This is a genomic window from Paramesorhizobium endophyticum (assembly GCF_014640615.1).
Classification (GTDB): domain Bacteria; phylum Pseudomonadota; class Alphaproteobacteria; order Rhizobiales; family Rhizobiaceae; genus Paramesorhizobium; species Paramesorhizobium endophyticum.
Window position 1 is genome coordinate 1 of sequence record NZ_BMHH01000004.1, and the last position, 22434, is coordinate 22434.

Consider the following 22434-nt stretch of genomic DNA (forward strand, 5'->3'; position numbering starts at 1 on the left):
TGGAATCAGAATTCCGCAGCCAGGGGAATCCTCAATACGATTCCGCGTTCAACGGACACGCTCTAGTTTGGGAGAGACGCCACGATCTCGTTCCTGTAGCATGCGGATGTCCTGTTCTATGGAATGAGGAGAGTTTGCGAAGCCAGCGGAGTTTTAGGCCATGTTTTCCGGCGGTGGCGGATCGACTTCCTCAGGAGAAGCATTCACAAGCCAGGCGATCTCCTTGATGATCCGGGCGCGTTCATTAGGCTGCCATGAGTGGTAATCGAGGGTTTCCAGCAGTTTCAGGCCCTCCAGCGCCAGATAGGCGAGCAATGCGCCCCGCGGACTGGCCGCAGTTTCGGAAATCCGCTCGATAACCGTCTTCTGGTTCTTCTGAATCGTCTTGCGCAATTCCGCATCCTGCGCCAGGGCGGCGCAAAGATTGAGCGCTACCGACCGGAATTCATCCGGGAAGGGGTGCGAGGCAGCGGCGATCCGGCCTCGGATGACGGCACTCGGCCCTTCGCCGAAGGCTTGGACCGCCGCCTCGTTGAAGGCATTGTCGGCACCGACCGCGCGCTCCACCACCGCCGCTATCAGCTCACGCTTTGATTTATAGTCATAGAGGACGGTTGCCTTGCTGACACTTGCCTCCATAGCAACGGCATCGAGCGTCAACCGTGCGGCCCCGTCCCGGGCCACAACGGTTTCGGCAGCATTCAAAATGGCTTCGCGATCGATGGTGCGTTTCCGGCCCATGGGAATATCCAATTAATTTCCGACCGGATGGTTATTAATTGTTGCGATTTAATAGGTCAAGCCGCTTCAACCAACGCATTCCCTATATCAGAAGGTCGCCTTCAAGCCGGAGAAGGCCGTCAGACCCGGCGTGTTGAAACCATAGACCTCCTGGTAATCGCGGTCGAAGAGGTTGTCGATCCGGCCGAATATCTCGACCGTCTCGTTGACCTTGAAGCTGCCGCCCACATTGATCACCGTGTAGCTCCCGAGCGTAACGAGCGGCGGCAAGGTGCTTGCGTAGACGCTGTCCACCATCTTGCCGTTGAGCACCGCCTCGGCAAAGACGCGCGCCCGGTTTTCATAAAATACATAAGCCGCATTCAGCGAACCCGTGTGGCGCGGACGGCGCACTTCGGCAAGGCGCGGGCCGCCGTCCACCGTCTGCTCCGTCGCATCGGTATAAGTATAGGTGCCCGTCATCGTGAGGCCGTTGAAGAAATCGACGGTTGCGGAAACCTCGACGCCCTGGCGGCGGCTTTCGCCATCGCGGTTGACAGGCGACGACGTGAAGTCCGGGTTGTAGACCGTGGCAATCTCATTCTCGAGGTTCTGGTGGAAATAAGTAACGTCGACGATGAGACCATTGCCGAAGAAACTTTTCTCCACGCCGACATCCCAGCCGAGACCTTCCTCTGGTTTCAGGTTCGAATTGCCCTTGAACGTGCCGGGAATATAACCGAACTGCTCGTAAAAAGTCGGGTTGGTCACGGCGGTACCAACGGACGCATGTAGCCGCGTCTCGGTATTCGGAATCTGCCAGGCGGTGCTGACCGTCCAGGTCGCGCATCGTAGAAGGCATCGTTCCAATCGCGCCGGACGCCGGCATTGAGATAGAATTGCTCGAAGAACTCTCCGCGATATTCGCCGGCCAGCGAATGGGCGTTGCGGCTGAAGGTCTCGGTAAGATGGGAGGGCGAGAAGGTCTCGCGCTGCCATTCATAGCCGGCGGTCAGTTGGTGGACCTGGTTTTCCAGGTCGTCATAACGATAGGAAGCCCGATAGTCGGCATTGTAGCGGTTGCCGTCGTTCCAACTGTCACCGAACGCGCTGGAATGATTGAAACGGTAAATGTCATTACCGGAGAAGCGTACCTTCTGCGTCAATGCACCGTCGAGCGCGGTGTTGATGATACCGATCGAGCCGAAGAACTCCCGGCTCTTCGCATAATCGTCGGCATCATAGGCCATTGCGGTGGCATTGTCCTGCGGATCGAGGTCGCTGCGGCGGTTCACATAGCGCAGCGTGCCGTCAATCGCCGTGTTGGGTGAGACGTCCACGGTGAACTTGCCGTTGAACGTGCCGTTGCGGTCGCCATCGTCTTCCGAACCGGTCTGCGAGATATTGAAGCCGCCCATGCGCGGCAGGGTGCCGGAGAGCGCATAATCGAAATTCTCGCCGCCCCCACGGGTGGAGAGCGCTCCCATCACCGTGCCATCGCTGCCGATTTCGGTGCGTGCCGTCGACTTTACCGCATTGCGGTTACCCTTCCTGGTGGTGATGTTGATGACGCCCGACATGGCATTGGCGCCCCAAAAGGTACTTTGGGGGCCACGCAGGATTTCGATGCGTTCGATGTCGTCGTCGGCCAAGCTTCCGAAGTCGAATTCGCCCTCGCCATTGTCGTTGGCCTTTACGCCGTCGATCACGACGAGCACGTGATTGGCCTCCGCGCCGCGTACGCGCACCTGCGTCAAGCCGCCAAGGGAGCCCGTTCGCGATACGGCAAAGCCCGGTACGAGCCGCAATGCATCCGCAACGTAGCGAATCTGGTTCTTCTCCATCTCCTCGCCGGTAATGACGGTTACGGCGCGGCTGGATTTCTTGAGTTCCACCGAAGTCAGCCCCTCGGTGATCACGATTTCATCGAGCTCGATCACGCCTTGGTCCTGCGCAAGGACGGGCTGACAATATGCGATAGCGAGCAGGGAGCACCCTGCCAGACAAGTCTTCATCTTTCCCCCACGGCAGGGCGTGCCTGCACGGTTTTTCACCGCGGGTGAGGGAGGTTCAGGACAAGCAGGCGCTCTCGCGAACCGTCCGCTGACGCGGCGACATCTTCGACAATGTCACCGCTACGGACGGCCGCGCCCGGACACTCCCCGTATCCTGGCATGGGTGACCGGCACAGGCAGGTCTCCTGACTTCCGCGTCATCGCTCTCCCCGCCTTCCCGCGCTTTCACGCAGTGGCATCTTGAGGCAAGCTCGGCGGTTACAGTTGCGGGGGCAGTCCCGGTCTCGGTCCCTGATGGGGAGTCCTCACCGTGTTCCCTTTTCATCCGTCATGCTGACGGAACCTGTTCCGCATGCTCAGCTTATCCGACGGTGGGGGAGGGCGGTCAAGGGGTTTTCAATTGCTCGGGCCGCACGATCGATGCTGGTGTGCCGCTGGCGGCGACCTCAGGCTTTCGTTCTCAATCCGGGGCGATCCCGCCACGCTGGTTCAAAGCGCCGGGTCGCGCGGGACCCGACGCAATTGGTACCGGATCGGATGTCAGGGACGTTTGCCGAACTCGGCTGTCGCCACGGTCCAGGTTCTTGCCTGTTCGCTCAGCGAGAAGCCAAGGCCGGTGCTCGGCAACGCTGGTCAGCATTTCACCCGACGCGATGGGAGTATCGAACTGCGCCGCAAGCACCGCATGGCCTTCCGCGTCATAGGCGTCGAGCGGCTCTTCGATCCAGAAGAGGTTCCGTCATGGGCTTCTGCCGGCCGGTCAGCACCTTCGCGTCGCTTATCGCCGTCTTGAGCGGCAGGATGACGTGAGAAATTTTGACGTAAGCGATCGTGTCCGTGGTTGCCTCGCCTGCCGAGAGGCCACACTGAAGGGCCATTGCCGCGACGAGGCGGGGCCGTTCGATCAGTTTCGACATGAATCTTCTCCAGTATCTTCGGTTGATATGATCGGCCAGCATGCATTACGCAGGCCGGCCCGGTGCGTCAGCCTGCAATATCCTTCTGGATGTCCTCAAAGAACATCTCGCGCCAGTCGGCCGGCGCAGTGCTGATCATGCCCGCCTTGTGCATGTACTGCCATACCGGCAGCGCGCCCGAGGGATCGGTTGAGAATACCGTTCCCTTTCCGTTGAGGACGGAGAGGACCTCTTCCTCGGTGATGGGATCGCCGCTGGTTTTGAGATATTGACGCGCAACCTCCGCCTTATTGTTGTTGATATAGGGATCGGCCTCCTGCAAGGCCGCGATCAGCGCACGGGAAGCGACCGGATTGGCTTCGTGGACCTGTTTGGTGGTGAACAGGATGTTGGAGGCCACCGGTTTGTCGAAGAGTTCCGCATAATTCAGGATCTGGCGCACTTTCGGGTCTCGCAAGGAAACCAGGTAGTATGGCGCCGAGGAAAAGTGACTGTTGACCTCGTGGGGGACGGACTGGACCGGCGCCAAATCCGGCGATCTCGACTCCGGCCTTGAGGCCGGCAGAGATTTGCGACTTCAATTGCTCGGTGGCCATCTCTACTCATCATATGTTTACGAGGATGCTCGTAAGATGACATTTGGTTGTGGTTAATAGGACTCTGGCAACCGCACGCTGGAATTACGAACAAGGGCTCTGTAGCGCTTCAATCCACCCTCAAGGTGAAGGCGCATGGCTCCGCGCGCGGCTTCCGCGTCGCGGGCAAAGATCGCCGCCGCGACCTTGATATGCTCGGCGAGCAGAATATTGTCGCGGTTGGGGAGAGGATCCTGCCCACCCATGGCGCTGCGAAATTTGACGCGTGGGATCACGCGCCGGCCTATATGCTCCAAGAAGGAGCGGAAGCGGGCGTTGTTGGTGCTCGAGGCGATTGCCAGATGAAACTGGAAATCTGCGTCATCCGTGGACTTGCCCGCTTGAACGAGCTCCGAGAAATGATTGAGCCGGCTCTGAATTTCTGCCTCCTGGGCAGGGGAGCTTCTCAGTGCCGCAAGCCCTGCCGCCTCCACCTCCACGCCGATGCGCAATTCAAGTTCTTCTATAATGTCCGATATCCTGTCGCTGACGTCAGCGAAAATCGCAGGTACGGTCGAATTGGAACGGGAGGCGAGCACGAACACACCGGCCCCCTGGCGCGGCTCCACGAGCCCCTCGGCGCGCAAAGCGGCAATCGCTTCACGGACTACGGTTCGGCTGACCCCGAAACGTTGGACGAGGACAGGTTCAGTCGGAAGCTTGTCCCCTACGGCATAATCGCCATTTGCGATTTCGGCGCTAAGAGACTCGATGACATGAGCGGCAAGGGAGCGACGCTTGCCTGATATAATTGCACTCATTGATCCACCCAAAATGCTATCCTTATATCATAGCTGCATATACGCACGGAGAATACGTCCTATTTTCATATGATGATTAGATGAGGGTGGGTCTCCGCGCTTTGCTCGCATTGAGCGCTTGGATTACCCCGGTAAGACAAAACGATGATCGCAGTCTCCCTTCATGGTAATATAGTCATCATCATATAACATCCGTTAGATGTTTCCGCTTCCGCGATATTAATATGATGATTATACTGCCTGTTTTGATAAGGGAGGAAAATCATCATGAACAGACCCGCGGGCGTGCGTCAAACACTCTCATCCCGGGTAGCGGACGCCCTCCGCAGCCGGATTGAAGCTGGCGAATATGCGCCGGGTGACAAGATGCCGACCGAACTGGTTCTTGTGGAAAAGTTCAGCGTCAGCCGAACCGTCATTCGCGAAGCCATCGCAGAATTGCGCGCCGATGGCCTGCTTCAATCGCGTCAGGGCGCCGGCGTCTTTGTGCTTGGTCCAAAACAGCACGCCGGGACGCTGAAGCTCTTCACGCACGCCACCGACAAGATTTCGGATATTATTGAGGAACTGGAATTGCGCATCGGGATTGAAGTCGAGGCCGCTGGGCTCGCAGCCGCTCGAAGCTCGCCGGCACAGGAGGCTGCAATCCAGGCGGAACTGTATCATTTTTCTACCCTTGTGGCCGAAGGTAAGCCGACGGACGCCGCCGATTTCCGTTTCCATGTGGCCATCGCAGCCGCTACCAACAATGCTCGATTCAAGGCTTTCCTGGAGCAGATTGGCAAGCGCATCATTCCGCGCGTCAAGTTCCGCACGGTCATGGGTGGAGTGGATCCCCTCCCAAGCCGCGATCAAATTATCCTCGCCGAACACGCCGCCATCGCCGACGCTATTCTCGCCCAAGACCCTGACCAAGCGCGTGAGGCAATGCGCAGGCATCTGCTCACTGGAATCATGCGCTATCGCGCTTTGACAAGGAAGGCGTCTGTCATCCTGGAGAGCCGTTGACATCATTTCGATATTGATCATATAACTTTTTCCAGAGAGATATTATGAATTTGGAAAAGTGTGCCGTCTGGAGGAGACATGCGGCACATGGGAGGCGATGCGCCGGCTATGCCGGAGCCGCCTTTTTGGCATCGGTTCTCAAGGGGAGGAATACAATGAGGCCAAGGTTTCTTGTCATGACAGCGGCTGTTCTGATAGCATCGGTGGCTTCGGCTGCTTATGCTCAGGGCGCCGGCAAAGAGATCAAGATCGTCCTGCCGGAAGAGCCGAGCAATCTCGAGCCCTGTGGCACGATCATCACCAGCGTCGGCCAGATATTGAGCCAGAACGTGACGGAGCCACTGACGGTCATCGACGCCGCGACCGGCCAGCCGATGCCGAAGCTTGCCACGGAGTGGACGCGCATCGACGATTTGACCTGGCGGTTGAAGTTGCGCGCCGGCGTCAAATTCCATGACGGTAAGGACATGAACGCCGAAGCCGTCGTCCATTCGATAAAGCGGATGACGAGCGGCGCGATCACCTGCAACAACATGGCCAAGTTCGGTGACGCCAAGTTGACGGTTACGGCGGTCGATGACCTGACCGTCGAGATCAAGTCCGACAAGCCGCAGCCGATCCTCCCGACGCTCCTCAGCGTAGTCATGATCGTGTCGCCCGCAACCCCGGCGGACAAGGCCGTGAACGACCCGGTCGGCACCGGCCCTTACAAGCTGGCGACATTCAATCCGCAAACCGTTGTCCTCGACCGCTTTGACGGCTACTGGGGTGACAAGCCGGTGTTCGACAAGGCGACCTACGCGTGGCGACCGGAATCCTCCATCCGCGCGGCGATGGTCGAGACGGGGGAGGCGGATCTCACGCCCTCGATCGCATTGCAGGATGCGAGCAATCCGGAAACGGACTTTTCCTATTTGAATTCCGAGACGACTGCGATCCGGATCGATACAACCCAGCCGCCGCTCAATGACGTGCGCATTCGAAAGGCGCTTAATCTGGCCATCGATTGGGAAGGTTTGAAGGGCCTGTTCGGCGACGCCACGCTGCGGGCAGCGCAGATGGTCGTTCCCGGCATCAACGGCCATGACGACGCCCTGAAGCCTTGGGAATATGATCCCGAGCAGGCCGTCGCGCTTGTGGCGGAAGCCAAGGCGGCGGGCGTTCCCGTCGATACGGAAATCAAGCTGATTGGGCGCAACGGCATCTATCCGAACGGCAGCGAGGCCATGGAAGCCATGATGACCATGTGGCAAGCCGCCGGATTGAACGTGAAGCTGACAATGCTCGACGTCGCCGACTGGCTTCGCTATCTGCAGAAGCCTTTCCCCGCCGAGCGCGGCGCGAATCTCGTCCAGATGATGCACGACAACAACAAGGGCGACGCGGCCTTCACCATTCCGATTTTTTATCGTTCGTCCGGCCAGTATTCGACACTGAGCGATCCGAAGATGGATGCGCAGATCGATGCGGCGCTTTCTGCTACAGGCGAGGAGCGCACCAAGGCATTCAAGGCGATCTTCGACGAAATGCGCAACGACGTCGCGCCCGATATTCCGATGTTCCATATGATTGGCTACACGCGCGTCGGCAAGCGGCTCGACTGGAAGCCGGATATCACGACCAACAGCGAAATTCCGCTGGCGAACATTCGCCTGAAAAGCTGAGGAAGGGCCGGGCGGAGACAAGTCCCTTATCCTGTCTCCCCCGGCACATCCCTCCCTCATCGATCAATCCAGGAATGATGTGAATGCTGGCTTATATCGGGCGGCGCGCGTCGCATAGTATCGTTTCGGTCATAGGGCTGCTGGCGCTTGTGTTCGTTCTCACGCGCCTGACGGGCGATCCGTCCGCTCTTTATCTTCCGCTCGATTCGACGCAGGAGGCGAGGGCGGCCTTTGCTAAGCTGCATGGCTTCGACCAGCCGATCTATTGGCAATTCTGGGAGTATCTTCGCAATCTGCTGCAACTCGATTTCGGGCAATCCGTCCGGCAGAACCGGTCGGCAATGGCCGTCGCCCTGGAAGCCTTTCCGCAGACGCTGAAGTTGGCCTTCGTCGCGATGATCCTCTCCACCGTGCTCGCGGTTGTGGTCGGGGCGATTGCGGCATCGCGGCCCGGCGGCGTCTTCGACCGGTTCGTGACCGTTGTGTCACTTTCCGGCGCCAGCGCCCCGGACTTCTGGGTGGCGATCGTCGCGATCCTGGTCTTTGCCGTCGGGCTGGACCTCTTGCCGACATCAGGAACCGGAACTCTCCTTTACTGGATCATGCCGATCTTCGTGCTGACGCTCCGCCCCTTCGGGCTCCTCGTCCAGGTCGTTCGCGGCACCATGCTCGGCGCGCTCGCATCCCCTTATATCAAGACCGCGAAAGCCAAGGGCGTTTCTCGCTACAGGATCATCTTCGGGCATGCGCTGCGCAACTCGCTTCTCCCGGTTATAACCGTCGCCGGCGATCTCGCCACGAGCCTCGTCAACGGCGCGGTCGTCGTGGAAAGCATCTTTGGCTGGCCCGGCATCGGCAAGCTGATGATCGACGCCATCATCCAGCGCGATTTCGCCGTGGTTCAGTCGACCATCCTTGTCACCGCGACGGCCATCTTCATCCTGAACATCATCATCGATCTTCTCTATGCGGCGCTCGATCCGCGGATTCGGTACTAGCCATGACGATGATCGCGACCCAAGCCAAAGCAGTGCGGCCCACCGGGCGGGTAGCTACGCTTTTCAGCTATCTCAAGAATGACAAGCTCGCCTTTTGCGCCGCCGTCTTCCTGGCGCTGCTGCTGGTGATAGTGATCTTCGGCCCGCTGCTGGTCGGGGATGCGGCGCAGAAGCTCGGGCTGCGCCAGCGCAATCTGGCTCCGTTCAATCTCCAGCATGGCTGGATCTATATCCTCGGCGCGGATACTTTGGGCCGTCCCATTCTGGCGCGCCTGATCGTCGGCGCGCAGAACACGCTCGGCATCGCGGCCGCGGCCGTCTGCTGCTCCCTGGCTCTCGGTGGAATGCTTGGGCTCATCGCCGGCTATAGCGAACGTTGGTATAGCCATCTCATCCTGCGGTTTGCAGATATCGTGATAAGCTTTCCTTCGCTGCTTCTGGCGCTGATCGTGCTTTATACGCTGGGGCCCAGCGTAACGAACGTCATCGTCGTTCTAGCGATCACTCGCATGCCCATATATCTGCGCACGACCCGGGCCGAGGTGCTGGAGCTGCGCGAGCGCATGTTCGTCAGTGCCGCGAAATCCATGGGGGCGGGGCCGCTCAGGATCGTGCTGCGCCACATCGCGCCGCTGGTCCTCCCAACGCTGATCACCATTGGGGCAATCGATTTCGCCACCGTTATCCTCTCGGAATCGGCGCTGAGCTTTCTGGGTCTTGGCATCCAGCCGCCCGATTTCACCTGGGGTTCGATGGTGGCCAATGGCCGGGGCTATCTTGCCAATGCCTGGTGGATCTCCTTCTGGCCGGGGCTGGCGATCATGCTGACGACCCTTTCGCTTAACCTGCTCTCGAGCTGGGCGCGCACCATTGCCGATCCGCAGCAGCGCTGGCGCCTTCAGACCTTGCGGAAATCCACGCGATGAACACAGCACAATCCCCCATTCTCAGGGTCGAAGGCCTGACGGTCGATTTTCTTTCCGACCAGGACCCCGTGCGCGCCGTCGACAATGTCTCTTTCGCAATCAATCGCGGCGAGACGCTGGTGATCCTCGGCGAAAGCGGTTCGGGCAAGAGCGTCAGCACAAGCGTGGTCATGGATCTTATAGACCGGCCGCCGGGTGATATCGTTGCGGGAAACATCGTGTTCGAGGGAACCGACCTCGGACGGCTCGATGCGGAAGCGCGGCGAAGCATCAACGGACGCAAGATCGCGATGATCTTCCAGGATCCGCTCGCCTATCTCAATCCGGTCTATACGATCGGCCGCCAGATCGGCGAGGTGTTCGACAGTCATGGCTCGATGACAGGTGCGCAGATCCGCGAGCGGACAATTGAGCTTTTGCGGCGTGTCGGCATTCCGCAGCCCGAGCGCCGGGTCGATCACTATCCGCACCAGTTTTCCGGAGGACAGCGCCAGCGCGTGATGATCGCCATGGCGATTGCCCTGAAGCCGGACCTTCTCATCGCCGACGAGCCGACGACAGCGCTGGATGTCAGCGTTCAGGCGCAGATTCTGGACCTGCTGCGCGAGCTGCAGCGCGAAACCGGCATGGCCCTGATCATGATCACCCACGACCTAGAAGTCGCGGCCGCCATGGCCGATTGGGTGGTGGTGATGAACCGCGGGCAGGTGGTGGAAACCGGTGTTGCAAGGGACGTCTTCTCCAACCCCCAGCACGCCTATACCAAACGGCTGATGTCGGCCTTGCCCCATGGCGCGGCGGCGGAAACCTCCCATCGGCGCTCGAAGGATGTAGCGGGCGAAACCATCCTCAAGGTCGAGCAGTTGACGAAAGAATACGCGCTTCCGTCCGGCATGTTCGGCAAATCCAGAACATTCAGGGCCGTCAGCAACGTCAGCTTCGATGTTCGCAAGGGCGGGACGCTCGGCATTGTCGGCGAATCCGGCTCGGGCAAGTCGAGCGTTGCGCGCATGCTGTTGCGATTGGCCGATGCGACCTCGGGCAGGGCGCTTTATCGTGGCGAGGATATTTTCGCCATGCCGGCGCATGAGCTCCTCAAATTCCGCCGCAAGGTGCAAATGGTTTTCCAGGATCCGTTCGGATCGATGAACCCCCGGATGAACATCAGGTCCATCATTTCCGAACCCTGGGCCATCCACCGCGATATCCTGCCGAAACAGAAATGGCGGGACCGCGTCGCCGAACTCCTGGAACTCGTCGGGCTATCTCCCGATCACGCAGAACGGTATCCTCATCAATTTTCCGGCGGACAGCGCCAGCGTATTGCCATCGCCCGGGCATTGGCAAGCGAGCCGGAACTCATTGTCTGCGACGAGGCCGTGTCCGCGCTCGACGTATCGATCCAGATGCAGGTTATCGACCTTCTGGCCGATCTCAGATCCCGCTTGGGCCTGTCTTATATCTTCATCACGCACGATCTGCCGATCGTTCGCCACTTCGCCGACCGCATCCTGGTGATGAAACAGGGAGAAGTGGTCGAAGAGGGTTCGACCACTGCGATCTTCGATAACCCGCAGCACGATTACACCCGGAGCCTCCTTGCCGCTACGCCGCGTCCGAAATGGCTTGCTTCGGAGGAAATAACCTAGTTCCCACCGGACACCAGGGAGCTTCCAGGAGCCAAGAGAGAACAAATGAACGATGATACCTTGTTGACGGAAGCGGCAGCCGGCGTTCGCATCACCTGGATCGAACTGCGGTCGATCTCACAGGACAAACGGGCAGAGGTCTTCCAAGCATGATCAATATTGCCTTTCACGGGTCCACCACAGCGTCTTATCACGACGATTTCCGCAATTTCCTGCAAAGTGACGCGCGGGTGAGCCTCCTGCCCGATGAACTGCGTGACCATGCCGACATCGCAGCATTCGAAAATGCCGATGTCATCATCGGCAACCGCTTCACCGCTTCGATGCCAACGCCCTTGCGGCTGAAATTGTATCATGTCTCGGCGACAGGCTATGACCGCATCGATTTCGCGGCGCTTGCCTCTTCGGTCATGGTCTGCAATTGCTTCGGCCATGAGCAGGGGATCGCCGAATATGTCATGGCGGCGATCCTCGGCACGCGTATACCGCTGCAGATGGCCGATGCCGGCTTGCGGCAAGGCAAATGGCTGTTCCGCTCTGCTTCGGTCGCGACGGCGCATGGCGAGATCGGCGGACTGACCGTCGGCTTGCTGGGCTATGGACATATCGGCAAGGCAATTGCCCGCCGGGCCAGGGCCTTCAATATGCGCGTGCTGGCGGCCAACCGGAGCGCAGTCGCCGTGGGCGAAAATGTCGATGCCTATTTCAGCCTTGCGGACCTCGACGATTTCTACGGTGCGGCCGATTTCATCGTCGTGTCGCTGCCCTTGAGCGACGAGACGAGGGGCTTCGTCGGCGAGCGGGCATTCTCGCGCATGCGCAAGAGCGCGACCGTCATCAATGTGGGGCGTGGGCCGGTCATCAACGAACAGGCGCTCTACGATGCGCTTGCCGCGCGAAGCATCGGTGGAGCCGTCATAGATACCTGGTACCAATACCCTGGGGATGACGAGGCGATACGGCCCTCGAGATTGCCCTTCGAAAATCTCGATAACATCCTGATGACGCCGCACATGTCCGGCTGGACGAACGGCACCATCCGGCGTCGAGCGCAAACGATGGCCTCCAATATCGACGCCTATTTCAGCGGCGGAATCTGCACAAACATTATTCGTGAACCCGAAAGGACCGACGCTGCGTAAAACGCCGCGCCTGGGATTGATGAGGGTAATTACAGGTCTGGAAGCCATGCAATTCGCCTAATACCGTCGCCGATCACGCAAACGCGGCATCAGACGCAGCGACCTTCATACCCCGAGTCTGGCAGATGCGGCTTCGATGTCGCGCGCCGGGGCTCTGGCTCCATATGCACCGACATAACCGCGGCTGCCATCCATCAGCAGGCGCGTATAGGGGTGCTCGACGGTATTTCCCAGAAGCTGCCGTTTGGTTGCGATCTCGACAAAGCCGCCGCTTTGCATGACAGCGACACGGTCGCAAAGATGAGCGACGACCGCGAGGTCGTGGCTTACGAGGATATAGGTGAGTTTTTCCCGCTCGCGCAGATCCTTGAGCAAGTTCAGGATCTCGGCCTGGATGGAAACGTCGAGCGCGGAGGTCGGCTCATCGAGAAGGAGTATCTTCGGCTCGAGAATGAGCGCCCGGGCAATCGCCACGCGCTGGCGCTGGCCCCCGGACAGTTGGTGCGGATAACGGTAACGGAAGTTGATGGGCAAGCCGACGTCGGCCAGAACCTTCTCTATGCGTTCCTGCCGCCTGTCCTTGCCATGGATCTCCAGGGGCTCGAGCAATGTGCGGCCAATCGTGTGGCGCGGATGGAGGGAGCCGAACGGATCCTGGAAAACAAGCTGCTGTTTGGCCAGTTGCGCATGCGCCCGCTTCTGGCCAATCGCCTCGCCGTCGATCCGGATCGTTCCTGTCCATTGTCTGTTCCGCCCGGCAAGCGCACCGAGAAGCGTGGACTTTCCACAGCCGCTTTCCCCGACAAGCCCGAAGGTCTCGCCTTGAGCGACCTCGAAAGACACGTCCCGCACTACTTTGATGGCGGCGTCACCATGGCCATGGGAGACGGAGAGATGGCTTACTTCGATCATGGGCATGTCAATTCTCCAGCCAGGCCGGGTCACGGCGCAGGACTTCAAGCCTGTCACGGGGATGGTCGAGGCTCGGCAGTGCATTCAGCAGGCCGCGTGTATAGGGGTGGCGAGCGTTATTGAGGTCAGCGGCCGCCAGGGTTTCCACGATGCGGCCCGCATACATGATAATGACCCTGTCGCAGAAACTTCGCACCAGATTGAGATCGTGTGAAATGAAGATCAGTCCGATATTCCGCTCGACCACCAGATCGTCGAGAATTGCCAGCACCTGCTGGCGGACGGTGACATCGAGCGCCGAGGTTGGCTCGTCGGCGATGATGAGGGATGGCGAGGCGATCAGCATCATCGAAATCATGATGCGCTGTCCCATGCCGCCCGAAACTTCATGCGGATAAAGATTGAAGACCCTTTTGGGATCGCGGATTTGAACCCTTTCCAGCATGGAAAGCGTGCGTTCGCGGGCTTCCTTTTTTGAGGCGCGTTCGTGGAGGATCACTGTCTCGGATATCTGCTCGCCGATGCTCATGACGGGATTGAGCGAATATTTGGGATCCTGCAGGATCATCGCGATACGGCGCCCGCGGATGGACAGCATCTGCTCCTCCGTGGCGCTCAAGAGGTCGGTATCCTCGAAGCGCATCCGGTCAGCCTTCACGACCGCGCCCGGCGGCTGCAACCGCATGATGGCGCGCCCGGTCGTACTTTTTCCCGAGCCGGATTCTCCGATGATACCAATTTTCTCGCGCCCGACGGTGAAGGATACATTTTGCACGGCTTTCACCGCTCCGGACAGGGTCGGGAATTCGACCGACATGTTCTCGACGGTCAGGATGGTGTCCGATGAGTTATGCATTGCGGGGGTCCATGATGTCGCGCAGCCCGTCGCCGAGCAGGTTGAAGGCAAGGCTGACGATGAGGATCGCAATCCCCGGAATGGTGGTCAGCCACCACGCATCGAGAAGATACTGACGCCCGGATGCCGCCATGGCGCCCCATTCCGGCATTGGCGGTTGCGCGCCAAGACCGAGAAAGCCGAGGCCGGCTGCGGTCAAGATAATGCTCGACATGTTGAGCGTAAGCCGGACGATGATTGACGGCGCGCAGAGCGGAACGATGTGGCGAATGAGGATGCGCGCCATGCCGGCCCCTTGCAGTTCCGCCGCGACGACGAAGTCGGCATTGCGGAAAGTCAGGGTCTCGGCGCGGGCAAGACGTGCGATCGGCGGCCACACCGTCAGGGCAATGGCGATGACGGCATTTTCGATGCCTGGACCAAGCGCCGCCGAAAAAGCAAGCGCGAGAACGAGGCTCGGGAAGGATAGGAAAATGTCGGTAATGCGCATCAGGACGACATCGACCCAGCCGCCGAGATAGCCTGCTGTCGCGCCGATAACAAAGCCGATCGGGCCGACGATGATTGTCACCAGAAGGCTGATGTAGAGCGTGGTACGTGCGCCGTAGACCAGCCTGGCGAAGACATCGCGCCCGAATTCGTCGGTGCCGAACCAGTGCGCCGCCGAGGGGGCTTGCAGAGCCTTCATGAAATCCTGGGCGATCGGGTCCTGAAGCGCGATGACCGGGGCAAGAGCCGCGACGATGATCAGGAAGAGGATGACGACGAAACCTGCCAGCGCAAGCGGATTGGCGACGAGCTTGAGCCAGGCGACATAGGCATTGTGAAGGCGGGCCTGCCGCGTGGAGGTGAATTCCTCGTTGATCAGCCAGCGATGCAGTTCCGAGAAAGTGCCGGATTTCATCATGGGTTCACCGGGTCCTTGGATCGATAAAGCGATAAACGATGTCGGACAGGAAGTTGATGGCGATGGAAATCAGCCCAATCAGAAAGACGCTTCCGAGCACCGCGTTCATGTCCGCGAAAAACAGCGCGGAGGTCAGGTATTGTCCGAGCCCCGGCCAGGCGAACACCGTCTCGATCAGCACCGTTCCGTCGAGAAGGCCGCAATAGGCGAGCGCCACCACGGTCAGAAGCTGCACGCGGATATTGCGGAAGGCATGCCGCCAGATGATCGGCCGTTTACCGAGGCCCTTGGCGCGGGCGGTGAGGATGTATTCCTGGTGAAGCTGCTCGAGCATGAAGCTGCGCGTCATGCGGCTCAAATAGGCCATCGCGGCGTAGCCGAGGATGACAGCAGGTGCGATAAGGTGATGGATCGCACTGCGGAATACATCCCAATGACCGCCCAGAAGGCTATCGACGAGGATGGAGTTCGTGCGCGCCTGCACGATGCCCTCATTGTAGACATAAATGCGCCCGCCGGGTGGGATCAGGCCGAAATGCGCGTAGAAAAGTAAAATGACGATCGTTCCGAGCCAGAAGATCGGCGTTGAATAGCCAAGCAGGCCGACAATTCGGGCGACATGGTCAACCCAGGTGCCCTTGTGAACGGCAGCCGCCACGCCCAGCGGAATGCCCAGGCTCGCGCCGATCAATATGGCAAAAGTAGCCAGTTCCAGCGTCGCCGGGAAGACGCGCGCAAGGTCACCCAGCACGGGCTGCTTGGTGATATTTGACTGGCCGAAATCAAGCCGTGTGATATTGCCGAGATAGTGCGCGAACTGGACATAGACCGGGCGATCCAGACCCATTTCCTTGTATACGCGGTCATAGGTCGCCTGATCGGCCTGGTCGCCGATAACGGCAATGACGGGATCGGCAGGCACCATGCGTCCGACCACGAAGGTGATGACCAGAAGCCCGAGCAGAGTCGTCAGGATGACGGCAAGCGACGTCGCGAGTTTGCGGGCAGCCTTATATATCGAATGGTTTGGCGCAGGCGCGTCTGTCGTCTGGGAAATGCTCATTCCACTATCCTTAAAATCGGCACGTCATTCGCTCTTCGAGACGGTGTCCCAGCGCGTCAGCCATGTCGGATGGCCGACATATCCTGTTACTTCTTTGCGCACGGCCTTCGGATCGGTGCGCTGGAAGGACGTGATCAGGGCAGGGGAGGCGCGTAGGTACGCGTCATTGATGCGCGTATAGAGTTCGTTGCGCTTTTGCTCGTCGGTTTCATGGGCCGCGGCGATCACCAGGTCCTGGATATGCTTGGGCACATCCCAGACCGTGCGCCATGCGAGAAGACCGGTCAGCTTTGCCGCATCGGAGTTGTCGGCATTGGTGGCGTAGGATTGCAGCACGGCATGAGGATCGGGAAGACGGTCGCCGGAGCGCGACGAAAACAGCTCAAATTGACGGCCGCGGAATTTTCCCATCTGGTCGCCCATTTGCAGATCGAGCCGGATCCCTGCCTTCGCAGCGTTGTTCTGCAACGAGATACCGATTTCCGACTCGGGCGTGCTGGGCTGCGTGAAGTAGGTCCGGGAGAAGCCATCGGGATAGCCCGCTTCCGCCAGAAGCTGTTTCGCCTTTTCAATGTCGAGGCTGTAAGGGTTATCCGTTCGTGCGCCGGGCAGGCCTGCGGGGATAATGGTCTGCTGTTTGATCCCGTAATATTTCATGACGGTTTCGGCGAGACCGTCATAGTCGATGAGATAGCGGAAAGCCTCGCGCACCTTGGGGTTGGACAGAATCTCGTCTTTTTGATTGAGCGCGAGATAATAGAACCCGAAGCCGGGAACTCTCTGGACGGAGACCTTCCCATCCGCCTCCAGTCCGGCCAGATCGGTGGAGGATAGCCGCGTTGCCACATCCACGTCGCCGGCATCGATCTGAAGCCGCTGGGCCGAGGATTCCGGGATATGGCTCATAAAGACGCGGCGAATGGCTGGCTCGCCTTTCCAGTAATCCTTGAAGGCATCCGCTATCAGAAGCTGATTGGACCGCCAGGTGGTAAGGGAGTAGGGGCCCGAGCCCGCATCCTGCGTCTGGAGATAATTGCGGGCCCAGTCGCCATTCTTCTCTTTTCCCGCCAGCAATTTGCTGTCGACGATCGAAGTCGAAAAACTGGCGAGGGAGTAGAGGATAAGTTTTGGGTTCCAGATCTCCGGCGTCTGCAAGATCAGCGTATGATCGTCGGTTGCGCGGATGAGAGCATCGACATTTTCAGCAGAGAAGCCCCACTGGCGAAGATCGGTGGAGGGCGCGAGGCCGAGCTTCACGAGCCGGTGCAGAGACCATTCGACATCCTTGGCCATCAGTGGATTGCCGGAATGGAAATGCACGCCTTGCCTGATCCTGAAGGTGAACGTCTTTCCATCTTCGGAAATCGTCCAGTTCTCCGCAAGCGAGGGCTGCGGTTCGGTGATCCTGTCCGGCGGCAATGCGATCAGCCGGTCGTAGAGATTGGCGATGACCTCCGAGGCTTCCAACTGGTTGATTTCGTGCGGATCGAGGCCCCGCATCGTCGTCATATTGATGGCGATAACCAGTTGATCCTCAGGGGTCTTGGCAATTGCGGCGCCGCAACCGAACGCAATCAATGTTGCGCCCGCGATGGCCACGAGATTTCGCTTCAGCATTCTTCCTCCCGAGGCTCCTCAACCCCGTCATCTCGAATTTGGCTATCGACATGAATACCAAATCTGATATACCAGATTTCACATTCAACGAGCGCAGTCAACGGATTTTGGAAGAAATGATCGAAGGCGAGGACAAGCCGTCGGGCGCGGACGGGTTTGAAAAGATCGGAGCCGGCTTCCAGGTTACCGTTCGCGACCACGTCCATCGTGAGATGCGCGCCGCCATTCTTGCCGGGCGTTTTGCCACCGGCGAGAAGCTCAACGAGCGCAGCCTCGCGGAGCAGTTCGGCGTCAGCACCACGCCGATCAAGGAGGCGCTTCGGCAACTGGAAACGGAGGGGCTGGTCGAATCCCTGCCGCGGCGCGGCGTCGTAATCCGTTTTACCAGCAATTGGGCGGAGGAAATGATCCTCGCTCGGGCAGCCCTGGAATCGATGATCGCGCATCTGGCGGCCAAGCGGATCGACAAAAAGGGCGAGGCCGACCTGGCCGCAACCACCAGGCTGATGAGTGACGCCACGATATCCGGCGACGCGGACAGCCTGATTGCTCTCAACGAGACCTTTCACGATCTCATCCACAAGATCTCGCGCTGCGACTATCTGGCCAATCTGATCGAGCGTCAGCAATTTTATGACGCAGGAACGCGCCGGGTCATCCACCTTGACCCTTCGGAACGAAGCAAATCCCTGGAGGAACATACCGCCATCGCCGATGCGATTATCTCCGGCGACGCGGACAACGCGGAACGCCGGATGCGTGACCATGTGGTGCGCTCCGGCGAAACCTATCTGAACATCGTTTTTGGAAGAGAGAAGGATATTTGACGTGACTGAGAGACTTCAGGCCGTGCGGCGCGCGCTTACGGGCATTTCAGGCGTTCCGGTAACACCCTACGCAAAGGACGGCTCGATCGATGCGCCGAAGCTCGCTCAATTGATCAAGGGGCTTGCTGACGCCGGGGTCCATAATCTGATGGCCGCGGGTAATACCGGGGAATTCTTCACCCTGACGATGGATGAGGTCCGCCTCGTGCACCGCACGACCATCGAGGCAGCGGATGGAAAATCCCTGGTGAGCGCGGCAGTCGGGCGTTCGCTGGCTGAAGCAAAGGCGCTTGCGAAGGACGCTATCGCCGCGGGCGCTGATGCGATCATGGGCCATCATCCGATGGACCCGTTCGCGGGGCCGTCCTACCAGGCGGCATATTTCCTCGAGCTTGCGGACGCCTGTACGGTTCCCGTCATCGCCTATGTGCGCAGCGATGCGTTGCCGGTGGAGGATTTCCGGAAACTCGCGCTGCACCCAAATATTGCCGGGATCAAGTTCGCATCGTCCAACCTCATGCTGTTGTCCGATGTCATCCGCGCCACCCGCGACACGCCCTCGATCTGGGTTTGCGGCCTTGCGGAGGGTTGGGCGCCCGCCTTCTATGCCCTGGGGGCCCGCGGTTTCACATCCGGTCTCGTCAATGTCTTCCCCGCGCGCTCGCATGCGATTCACAAGGCTCTCGAAGCCGGTGATTATGCGCAGGCCCGCCGCCTGATAGACGGCATCGCGCCGTTCGAGGCGTTACGCACCAAATATTTGAATGGCGCGAACGTAACGGTCGTCAAGGAAGCGATGGGGATGCTCGGCAATGGTGTCGGCCCGGTCCGCGTGCCGGGGGTCGTCGCATTGAACGCTTCGGAGCGGGCCATTTTGCGCGAGGTCGTGGACCGCGTCCGGACTGAAGGCGAAGCCGAAGTCCAGGCAGCGTGACTGGAGACATCAAGTGCGCATCACCGGCATAAAGACATACATGCAGCGCGTCGATGAGCGGCCGCGCCTGCTTCTCAAGATCGAAACCAGCGAGGGGATCAGCGGCTGGGGCGAATGCTATAATCATGGCCCGGACTGGGCTCTTCCGCCGCTTCTGGATTATCTTTTTCACCAGATCGAGGGGGAGGACCCGAGGAGGGTTGAATTCCTCGTCCTGAAACTCAACCAGCAGTGCAGGTTCCCGCCCGGCGCCCTGGGCCTTGCCGCGATTTCCGCAATCGACCACGCATTGTGGGATATTGCCGGCAAGGCGGCGGGCCTGCCCGTCTATATGCTGCTTGGCGGCAATGTGCGGGACCGGGTGCGCGTCTATTGCGGCGTCTACACCGCGCCGGACGCCGAACACGCTCTCGACCAGACGATGGAGCTCAACGAAACCTACGGCTATACCGCCTTCAAGCTCAGCCCGTATCGCCGCGACCTGCATGCCGGCCGCTGGGGCGAACTCGTCAAGGAAACCGGCGACTGGTTTGCCCGAATCCGCGAGATCACGCCGTCGCATTTCGAATTTGCCTTCGACGCTCATGCCAAGATTTACGAGCCCTATAAGGCCGTCCAGCTTGCCGCCGCGATTGCGCCCAATGATCCGCTTTTCTATGAGGAACCCATTCGGCCCGAACATATCCCGGCCTGGCGCGAGTTGAAGTCGAAAGTGACCGTCCCGCTGGCGACGGGCGAGTCGCTCTATAATCGCTTCGAGTTCCTGTCCCTGCTTTCGGCCCAGGGTGCTGACATCATCCAGCCCGACATCTGCGTGGTCGGCGGCGTTTGCGAAATGCGCCGGATCGCGGCGATTGCCGAGGCGCATTATGTCACGGTTGCTCCGCACAATCCGATGGGGCCGCTGGCGACCGCCGTCAACATCCACTTCTGCGCCGCGCAACCGAACTTCCAGATCCTGGAATTCAAGCCGCATGTCCATGCGCCTTGGGCGCTCGATCCCTACATGCCCGTCGACGGCCATATGGAGCTGCGGCCCGACCGCCCCGGCTGGGGCATCGAAATCGACGAAAAAGCGCTGCAGACCGAAGATTATGTCCATTGGGAACGCAAGATGACCCGTAAGCCGGACGGCGCAACGGCCTATCCTTGAACCCAAATGGCACTCTATACGATACGGAGTATTCGATGAAAATCACCGCGCTTGAAACGGTCCAGCTTCCCAGCCTCAACAATATCATCTGGCTCCGAATCCACACCGACGAAGGGATCATCGGGCTGGGCGAGACGTTCCGCGGCGCAGATAGCGTCGCGACCTACCTGCACCGGGAAGTCGCGCCGCAGCTCATCGGCAAAAACCCGCTGGAAATTGACCGCATCTCCAAGCTTCTGACTGAAACCTATGTGGGTTTCCGCTCGTCGGGCGTCGAAATCCGCGCGGCATCCGCCGTCGACATCGCGCTCTGGGATATATTCGGCAAGGTCACCAACCAGCCGATCCATCAATTGCTCGGCGGCCTCTCGCGCCCGTCGATCCGCACCTACAACACCTGCGCCGGCTACTCCTATAACAGCCATGGCGCGCGCCGCTATATCGGCACTACCGATGCGCCACAAGGCCCCTATGACGATCAGGTCGCGTTTTCGAGCGATGCCGGCGCCTTGGCCGAAAGCCTGCTTGCCGAAGGCATTACGGCAATGAAGATATGGCCGTTCGATCCCTTCGCCGTTGCCGGCGGCGGCAATTTCATTCACCGGGCGGACCTCGACAAGGCGCTCGTGCCCTTCCGGCAAATCCGCGACGCGGTCGGTGACCGGATGGAGGTGATGGTCGAGCTGCATTCGATGTGGGATCTGCCTTCCGCGCTGGCGATTGCCCGCGCAATGAAGGAATTCCGCCCGTTCTGGATGGAAGATCCGATCAAGATGCAGGATACCGAGGCTCTGGCGGTCTACGCGCAACGCTCCGGCCTGCCCGTCTGCGCCAGCGAGACGCTGGCGACCCGCGCCCAATATGTCGAGCTCTTACGCAAGAGCGCCGTCGATTATGTCATGCTCGACATCTCATGGTGCGGTGGCCTCAGCGAGGCGAAGAAGATCGCCACCATGGCAGAGGCCTTCCAGCGACCGATCGCCCCCCATGACTGCACCGGCCCGGTCGTCTTTGCCGCCTCGATCCATCTATCGCTGAACGCGCCGAACGCGGTGTTCCAGGAATCGGTCCGCGCCTATTATTCGACCTGGTACCGCGATCTCGTCACGATAATGCCGCGGATCGAAAACGGACAGATTTATCCGTTCGAAGGGGTGGGCCTCGGGCTGGAGCTCAGCGACTACGTGCTCGGCAATTCCGATGTCATCCGCCGCACCACGGCGATGAACGACCTGTAAAGTGTTTCGACGCCGTGAATAAGGGTGAGCCTGGTTTTGGTACAAGCCTGGTTCTGATCGACAGGAGCGGCCTCAGTTTACGATCGACGCTGCCAGCGTCTCTACGGTCATGTCGCCGATCAGTCGTGAACCGTTGAGCTCCGCCCCGCTGGCGTCGAAAAAGACCACCGTGGGCGGGCCGATGACGGCCAGGTCGCGCATCAGGTCCTGCTTGGCCTCGTCCAATGTCGTCAGATCGACCTTGACGCGCTGGAATCCCTTGAGCCCCGTCACGATTTCCGGAGCTGAGAGAATGTCGCGCTCTATCCCCCGGCAGATAACGCACCAGTCGGCGGTGAAATAGACGAGTGTGGGACGGCCATTGGCCGTGGCAAGCTTTTCTTTCAGGCTCGCCGCTCCGTCGACATGCTCGAATGTCAGATGTGCCGTGTCCTGTGATATCGGCGGCGAGCGGAGCGGTGACGCATGGCCCGACAATCAGCGCCGAGAGAA

At 59.7% G+C, this 22434-nt stretch carries 22 protein-coding genes, 1 pseudogene and 1 riboswitch; of the genes and pseudogenes, 10 read left to right on the forward strand and 13 right to left on the reverse strand.

The window, feature by feature from the left end:
- Positions 1-153: 153 nt before the first annotated feature.
- The 7 genes and pseudogenes from IEX53_RS06065 to IEX53_RS06095 all read right to left on the reverse strand — a co-directional run bounded on the left by IEX53_RS06065 (position 154) and on the right by IEX53_RS06095 (position 5048).
- Positions 154-741: a TetR/AcrR family transcriptional regulator gene (locus IEX53_RS06065; RefSeq protein WP_188822489.1), complete on the reverse strand. Its 588-nt coding sequence runs from the start codon at positions 739-741 to the stop codon at positions 154-156.
- A gap of 87 nt (positions 742-828) precedes the next feature.
- Entirely contained in the window at positions 829-1590 is a 762-nt protein-coding gene (locus IEX53_RS06070; protein ID WP_188822491.1) for a TonB-dependent receptor domain-containing protein, read from the reverse strand.
- Entirely contained in the window at positions 1488-2660 is a 1173-nt protein-coding gene (locus IEX53_RS06075; RefSeq protein ID WP_188822493.1) for a TonB-dependent receptor, read from the reverse strand. Before IEX53_RS06075 ends, IEX53_RS06070 begins: the two co-directional genes overlap by 103 nt.
- Before the next feature lie 233 nt (positions 2661-2893).
- Positions 2894-3097, reverse strand: a riboswitch (cobalamin riboswitch).
- A gap of 233 nt (positions 3098-3330) precedes the next feature.
- Positions 3331-3471 (reverse strand): annotated as a pseudogene (locus IEX53_RS06080) (enolase C-terminal domain-like protein); the annotation flags it as partial.
- Positions 3434-3652: a hypothetical protein gene (locus tag IEX53_RS06085; protein ID WP_210311628.1), complete on the reverse strand. Its 219-nt coding sequence runs from the start codon at positions 3650-3652 to the stop codon at positions 3434-3436. The pseudogene IEX53_RS06080 and the gene IEX53_RS06085, both read right to left, overlap by 38 nt.
- A gap of 67 nt (positions 3653-3719) precedes the next feature.
- Positions 3720-4094, reverse strand: a complete 375-nt coding sequence (locus IEX53_RS06090) for a substrate-binding domain-containing protein (protein WP_188822495.1) — start codon at positions 4092-4094, stop codon at positions 3720-3722.
- 207 nt (positions 4095-4301) lie between these two features.
- Positions 4302-5048 carry a FadR/GntR family transcriptional regulator gene (locus IEX53_RS06095; RefSeq protein WP_188822497.1) on the reverse strand — a complete coding sequence of 249 codons (747 nt, stop codon included), beginning with the start codon at positions 5046-5048 and terminating at the stop codon, positions 4302-4304.
- A gap of 267 nt (positions 5049-5315) precedes the next feature.
- Between IEX53_RS06095 and IEX53_RS06100 the strand changes: the two genes are divergently transcribed.
- The 6 genes from IEX53_RS06100 to IEX53_RS06125 all read left to right on the forward strand — a co-directional run bounded on the left by IEX53_RS06100 (position 5316) and on the right by IEX53_RS06125 (position 12435).
- On the forward strand, positions 5316-6056 hold the full coding sequence (locus IEX53_RS06100) for a FadR/GntR family transcriptional regulator (protein ID WP_188822499.1): 741 nt from the start codon (positions 5316-5318) through the stop codon (positions 6054-6056).
- A 155-nt stretch (positions 6057-6211) separates the two neighbouring features.
- Positions 6212-7720 carry an ABC transporter substrate-binding protein gene (locus tag IEX53_RS06105; RefSeq protein ID WP_188822501.1) on the forward strand — a complete coding sequence of 503 codons (1509 nt, stop codon included), beginning with the start codon at positions 6212-6214 and terminating at the stop codon, positions 7718-7720.
- A gap of 83 nt (positions 7721-7803) precedes the next feature.
- Positions 7804-8718: an ABC transporter permease gene (locus IEX53_RS06110; RefSeq protein ID WP_188822503.1), complete on the forward strand. Its 915-nt coding sequence runs from the start codon at positions 7804-7806 to the stop codon at positions 8716-8718.
- A gap of 2 nt (positions 8719-8720) precedes the next feature.
- Positions 8721-9644 carry an ABC transporter permease gene (locus tag IEX53_RS06115; RefSeq protein WP_188822505.1) on the forward strand — a complete coding sequence of 308 codons (924 nt, stop codon included), beginning with the start codon at positions 8721-8723 and terminating at the stop codon, positions 9642-9644.
- Positions 9641-11293 (forward strand): ABC transporter ATP-binding protein, encoded by a 1653-nt coding sequence (locus IEX53_RS06120; RefSeq protein WP_188822507.1) that lies wholly within the window; start codon positions 9641-9643, stop codon positions 11291-11293. The genes IEX53_RS06115 and IEX53_RS06120 overlap by 4 nt, the downstream gene beginning before the upstream one ends.
- A 149-nt stretch (positions 11294-11442) precedes the next feature.
- A complete protein-coding gene (locus IEX53_RS06125; RefSeq protein WP_188822509.1) occupies positions 11443-12435 on the forward strand; it encodes a 2-hydroxyacid dehydrogenase in 993 nt (330 codons plus the stop codon).
- Positions 12436-12540: 105 nt separating this feature from the next.
- Here the strand turns inward: IEX53_RS06125 and IEX53_RS06130 are convergent, their stop codons facing one another.
- The 5 genes from IEX53_RS06130 to IEX53_RS06150 are packed head-to-tail and all read right to left on the reverse strand — an operon-like array spanning position 12541 to position 17790.
- Entirely contained in the window at positions 12541-13347 is an 807-nt protein-coding gene (locus IEX53_RS06130; RefSeq protein WP_373288601.1) for an ABC transporter ATP-binding protein, read from the reverse strand.
- 7 nt (positions 13348-13354) lie between these two features.
- Entirely contained in the window at positions 13355-14203 is an 849-nt protein-coding gene (locus tag IEX53_RS06135; protein WP_188822514.1) for an ABC transporter ATP-binding protein, read from the reverse strand.
- Positions 14196-15107: an ABC transporter permease gene (locus tag IEX53_RS06140; protein WP_188823019.1), complete on the reverse strand. Its 912-nt coding sequence runs from the start codon at positions 15105-15107 to the stop codon at positions 14196-14198. The genes IEX53_RS06135 and IEX53_RS06140 overlap by 8 nt, the downstream gene beginning before the upstream one ends.
- A 7-nt stretch (positions 15108-15114) precedes the next feature.
- Positions 15115-16173 (reverse strand): ABC transporter permease, encoded by a 1059-nt coding sequence (locus IEX53_RS06145; RefSeq protein WP_188822517.1) that lies wholly within the window; start codon positions 16171-16173, stop codon positions 15115-15117.
- Between the two features lie 24 nt (positions 16174-16197).
- Positions 16198-17790 (reverse strand): ABC transporter substrate-binding protein, encoded by a 1593-nt coding sequence (locus IEX53_RS06150; protein ID WP_188822519.1) that lies wholly within the window; start codon positions 17788-17790, stop codon positions 16198-16200.
- A gap of 116 nt (positions 17791-17906) precedes the next feature.
- Between IEX53_RS06150 and IEX53_RS06155 the strand changes: the two genes are divergently transcribed.
- Genes IEX53_RS06155 through IEX53_RS06170 form a run of 4 tightly spaced genes read left to right on the forward strand, consistent with a single transcriptional unit; the run spans position 17907 to position 21942 of the window.
- Positions 17907-18617, forward strand: coding sequence for a GntR family transcriptional regulator (locus tag IEX53_RS06155; protein ID WP_188823021.1), 711 nt, complete (start codon positions 17907-17909; stop codon positions 18615-18617).
- A gap of 1 nt (position 18618) precedes the next feature.
- Entirely contained in the window at positions 18619-19551 is a 933-nt protein-coding gene (locus IEX53_RS06160; protein ID WP_188822521.1) for a dihydrodipicolinate synthase family protein, read from the forward strand.
- A gap of 13 nt (positions 19552-19564) precedes the next feature.
- Positions 19565-20704 (forward strand): mandelate racemase/muconate lactonizing enzyme family protein, encoded by a 1140-nt coding sequence (locus IEX53_RS06165; RefSeq protein WP_188822523.1) that lies wholly within the window; start codon positions 19565-19567, stop codon positions 20702-20704.
- Between the two features lie 35 nt (positions 20705-20739).
- Positions 20740-21942 carry a mandelate racemase/muconate lactonizing enzyme family protein gene (locus tag IEX53_RS06170; protein WP_188822525.1) on the forward strand — a complete coding sequence of 401 codons (1203 nt, stop codon included), beginning with the start codon at positions 20740-20742 and terminating at the stop codon, positions 21940-21942.
- Positions 21943-22014: 72 nt separating this feature from the next.
- Here the strand turns inward: IEX53_RS06170 and IEX53_RS23800 are convergent, their stop codons facing one another.
- Positions 22015-22419 (reverse strand): thioredoxin fold domain-containing protein, encoded by a 405-nt coding sequence (locus IEX53_RS23800; protein ID WP_236016061.1) that lies wholly within the window; start codon positions 22417-22419, stop codon positions 22015-22017.
- Between the last annotated feature and the right edge of the window lie 15 nt (positions 22420-22434).

Coding starts and splice junctions, on each gene's coding strand:
- IEX53_RS06115 (WP_188822505.1), top strand. CDS start 8,721: ATGACGATGATCGCGACCCAAGCCAAAGCAGTGCGGCCCACCGGGCGG.
- IEX53_RS06145 (WP_188822517.1), bottom strand. CDS start 16,173: ATGAGCATTTCCCAGACGACAGACGCGCCTGCGCCAAACCATTCGATA.
- IEX53_RS06100 (WP_188822499.1), top strand. CDS start 5,316: ATGAACAGACCCGCGGGCGTGCGTCAAACACTCTCATCCCGGGTAGCG.
- IEX53_RS06135 (WP_188822514.1), bottom strand. CDS start 14,203: ATGCATAACTCATCGGACACCATCCTGACCGTCGAGAACATGTCGGTC.
- IEX53_RS06125 (WP_188822509.1), top strand. CDS start 11,443: ATGATCAATATTGCCTTTCACGGGTCCACCACAGCGTCTTATCACGAC.
- IEX53_RS06085 (WP_210311628.1), bottom strand. CDS start 3,652: ATGTCGAAACTGATCGAACGGCCCCGCCTCGTCGCGGCAATGGCCCTT.
- IEX53_RS06155 (WP_188823021.1), top strand. CDS start 17,907: ATGATCGAAGGCGAGGACAAGCCGTCGGGCGCGGACGGGTTTGAAAAG.
- IEX53_RS06170 (WP_188822525.1), top strand. CDS start 20,740: ATGAAAATCACCGCGCTTGAAACGGTCCAGCTTCCCAGCCTCAACAAT.
- IEX53_RS06105 (WP_188822501.1), top strand. CDS start 6,212: ATGAGGCCAAGGTTTCTTGTCATGACAGCGGCTGTTCTGATAGCATCG.
- IEX53_RS06120 (WP_188822507.1), top strand. CDS start 9,641: ATGAACACAGCACAATCCCCCATTCTCAGGGTCGAAGGCCTGACGGTC.
- IEX53_RS06095 (WP_188822497.1), bottom strand. CDS start 5,048: ATGAGTGCAATTATATCAGGCAAGCGTCGCTCCCTTGCCGCTCATGTC.
- IEX53_RS06140 (WP_188823019.1), bottom strand. CDS start 15,107: ATGAAATCCGGCACTTTCTCGGAACTGCATCGCTGGCTGATCAACGAG.
- IEX53_RS06110 (WP_188822503.1), top strand. CDS start 7,804: ATGCTGGCTTATATCGGGCGGCGCGCGTCGCATAGTATCGTTTCGGTC.
- IEX53_RS06150 (WP_188822519.1), bottom strand. CDS start 17,790: ATGCTGAAGCGAAATCTCGTGGCCATCGCGGGCGCAACATTGATTGCG.
- IEX53_RS06130 (WP_373288601.1), bottom strand. CDS start 13,347: ATGATCGAAGTAAGCCATCTCTCCGTCTCCCATGGCCATGGTGACGCC.
- IEX53_RS06065 (WP_188822489.1), bottom strand. CDS start 741: ATGGGCCGGAAACGCACCATCGATCGCGAAGCCATTTTGAATGCTGCC.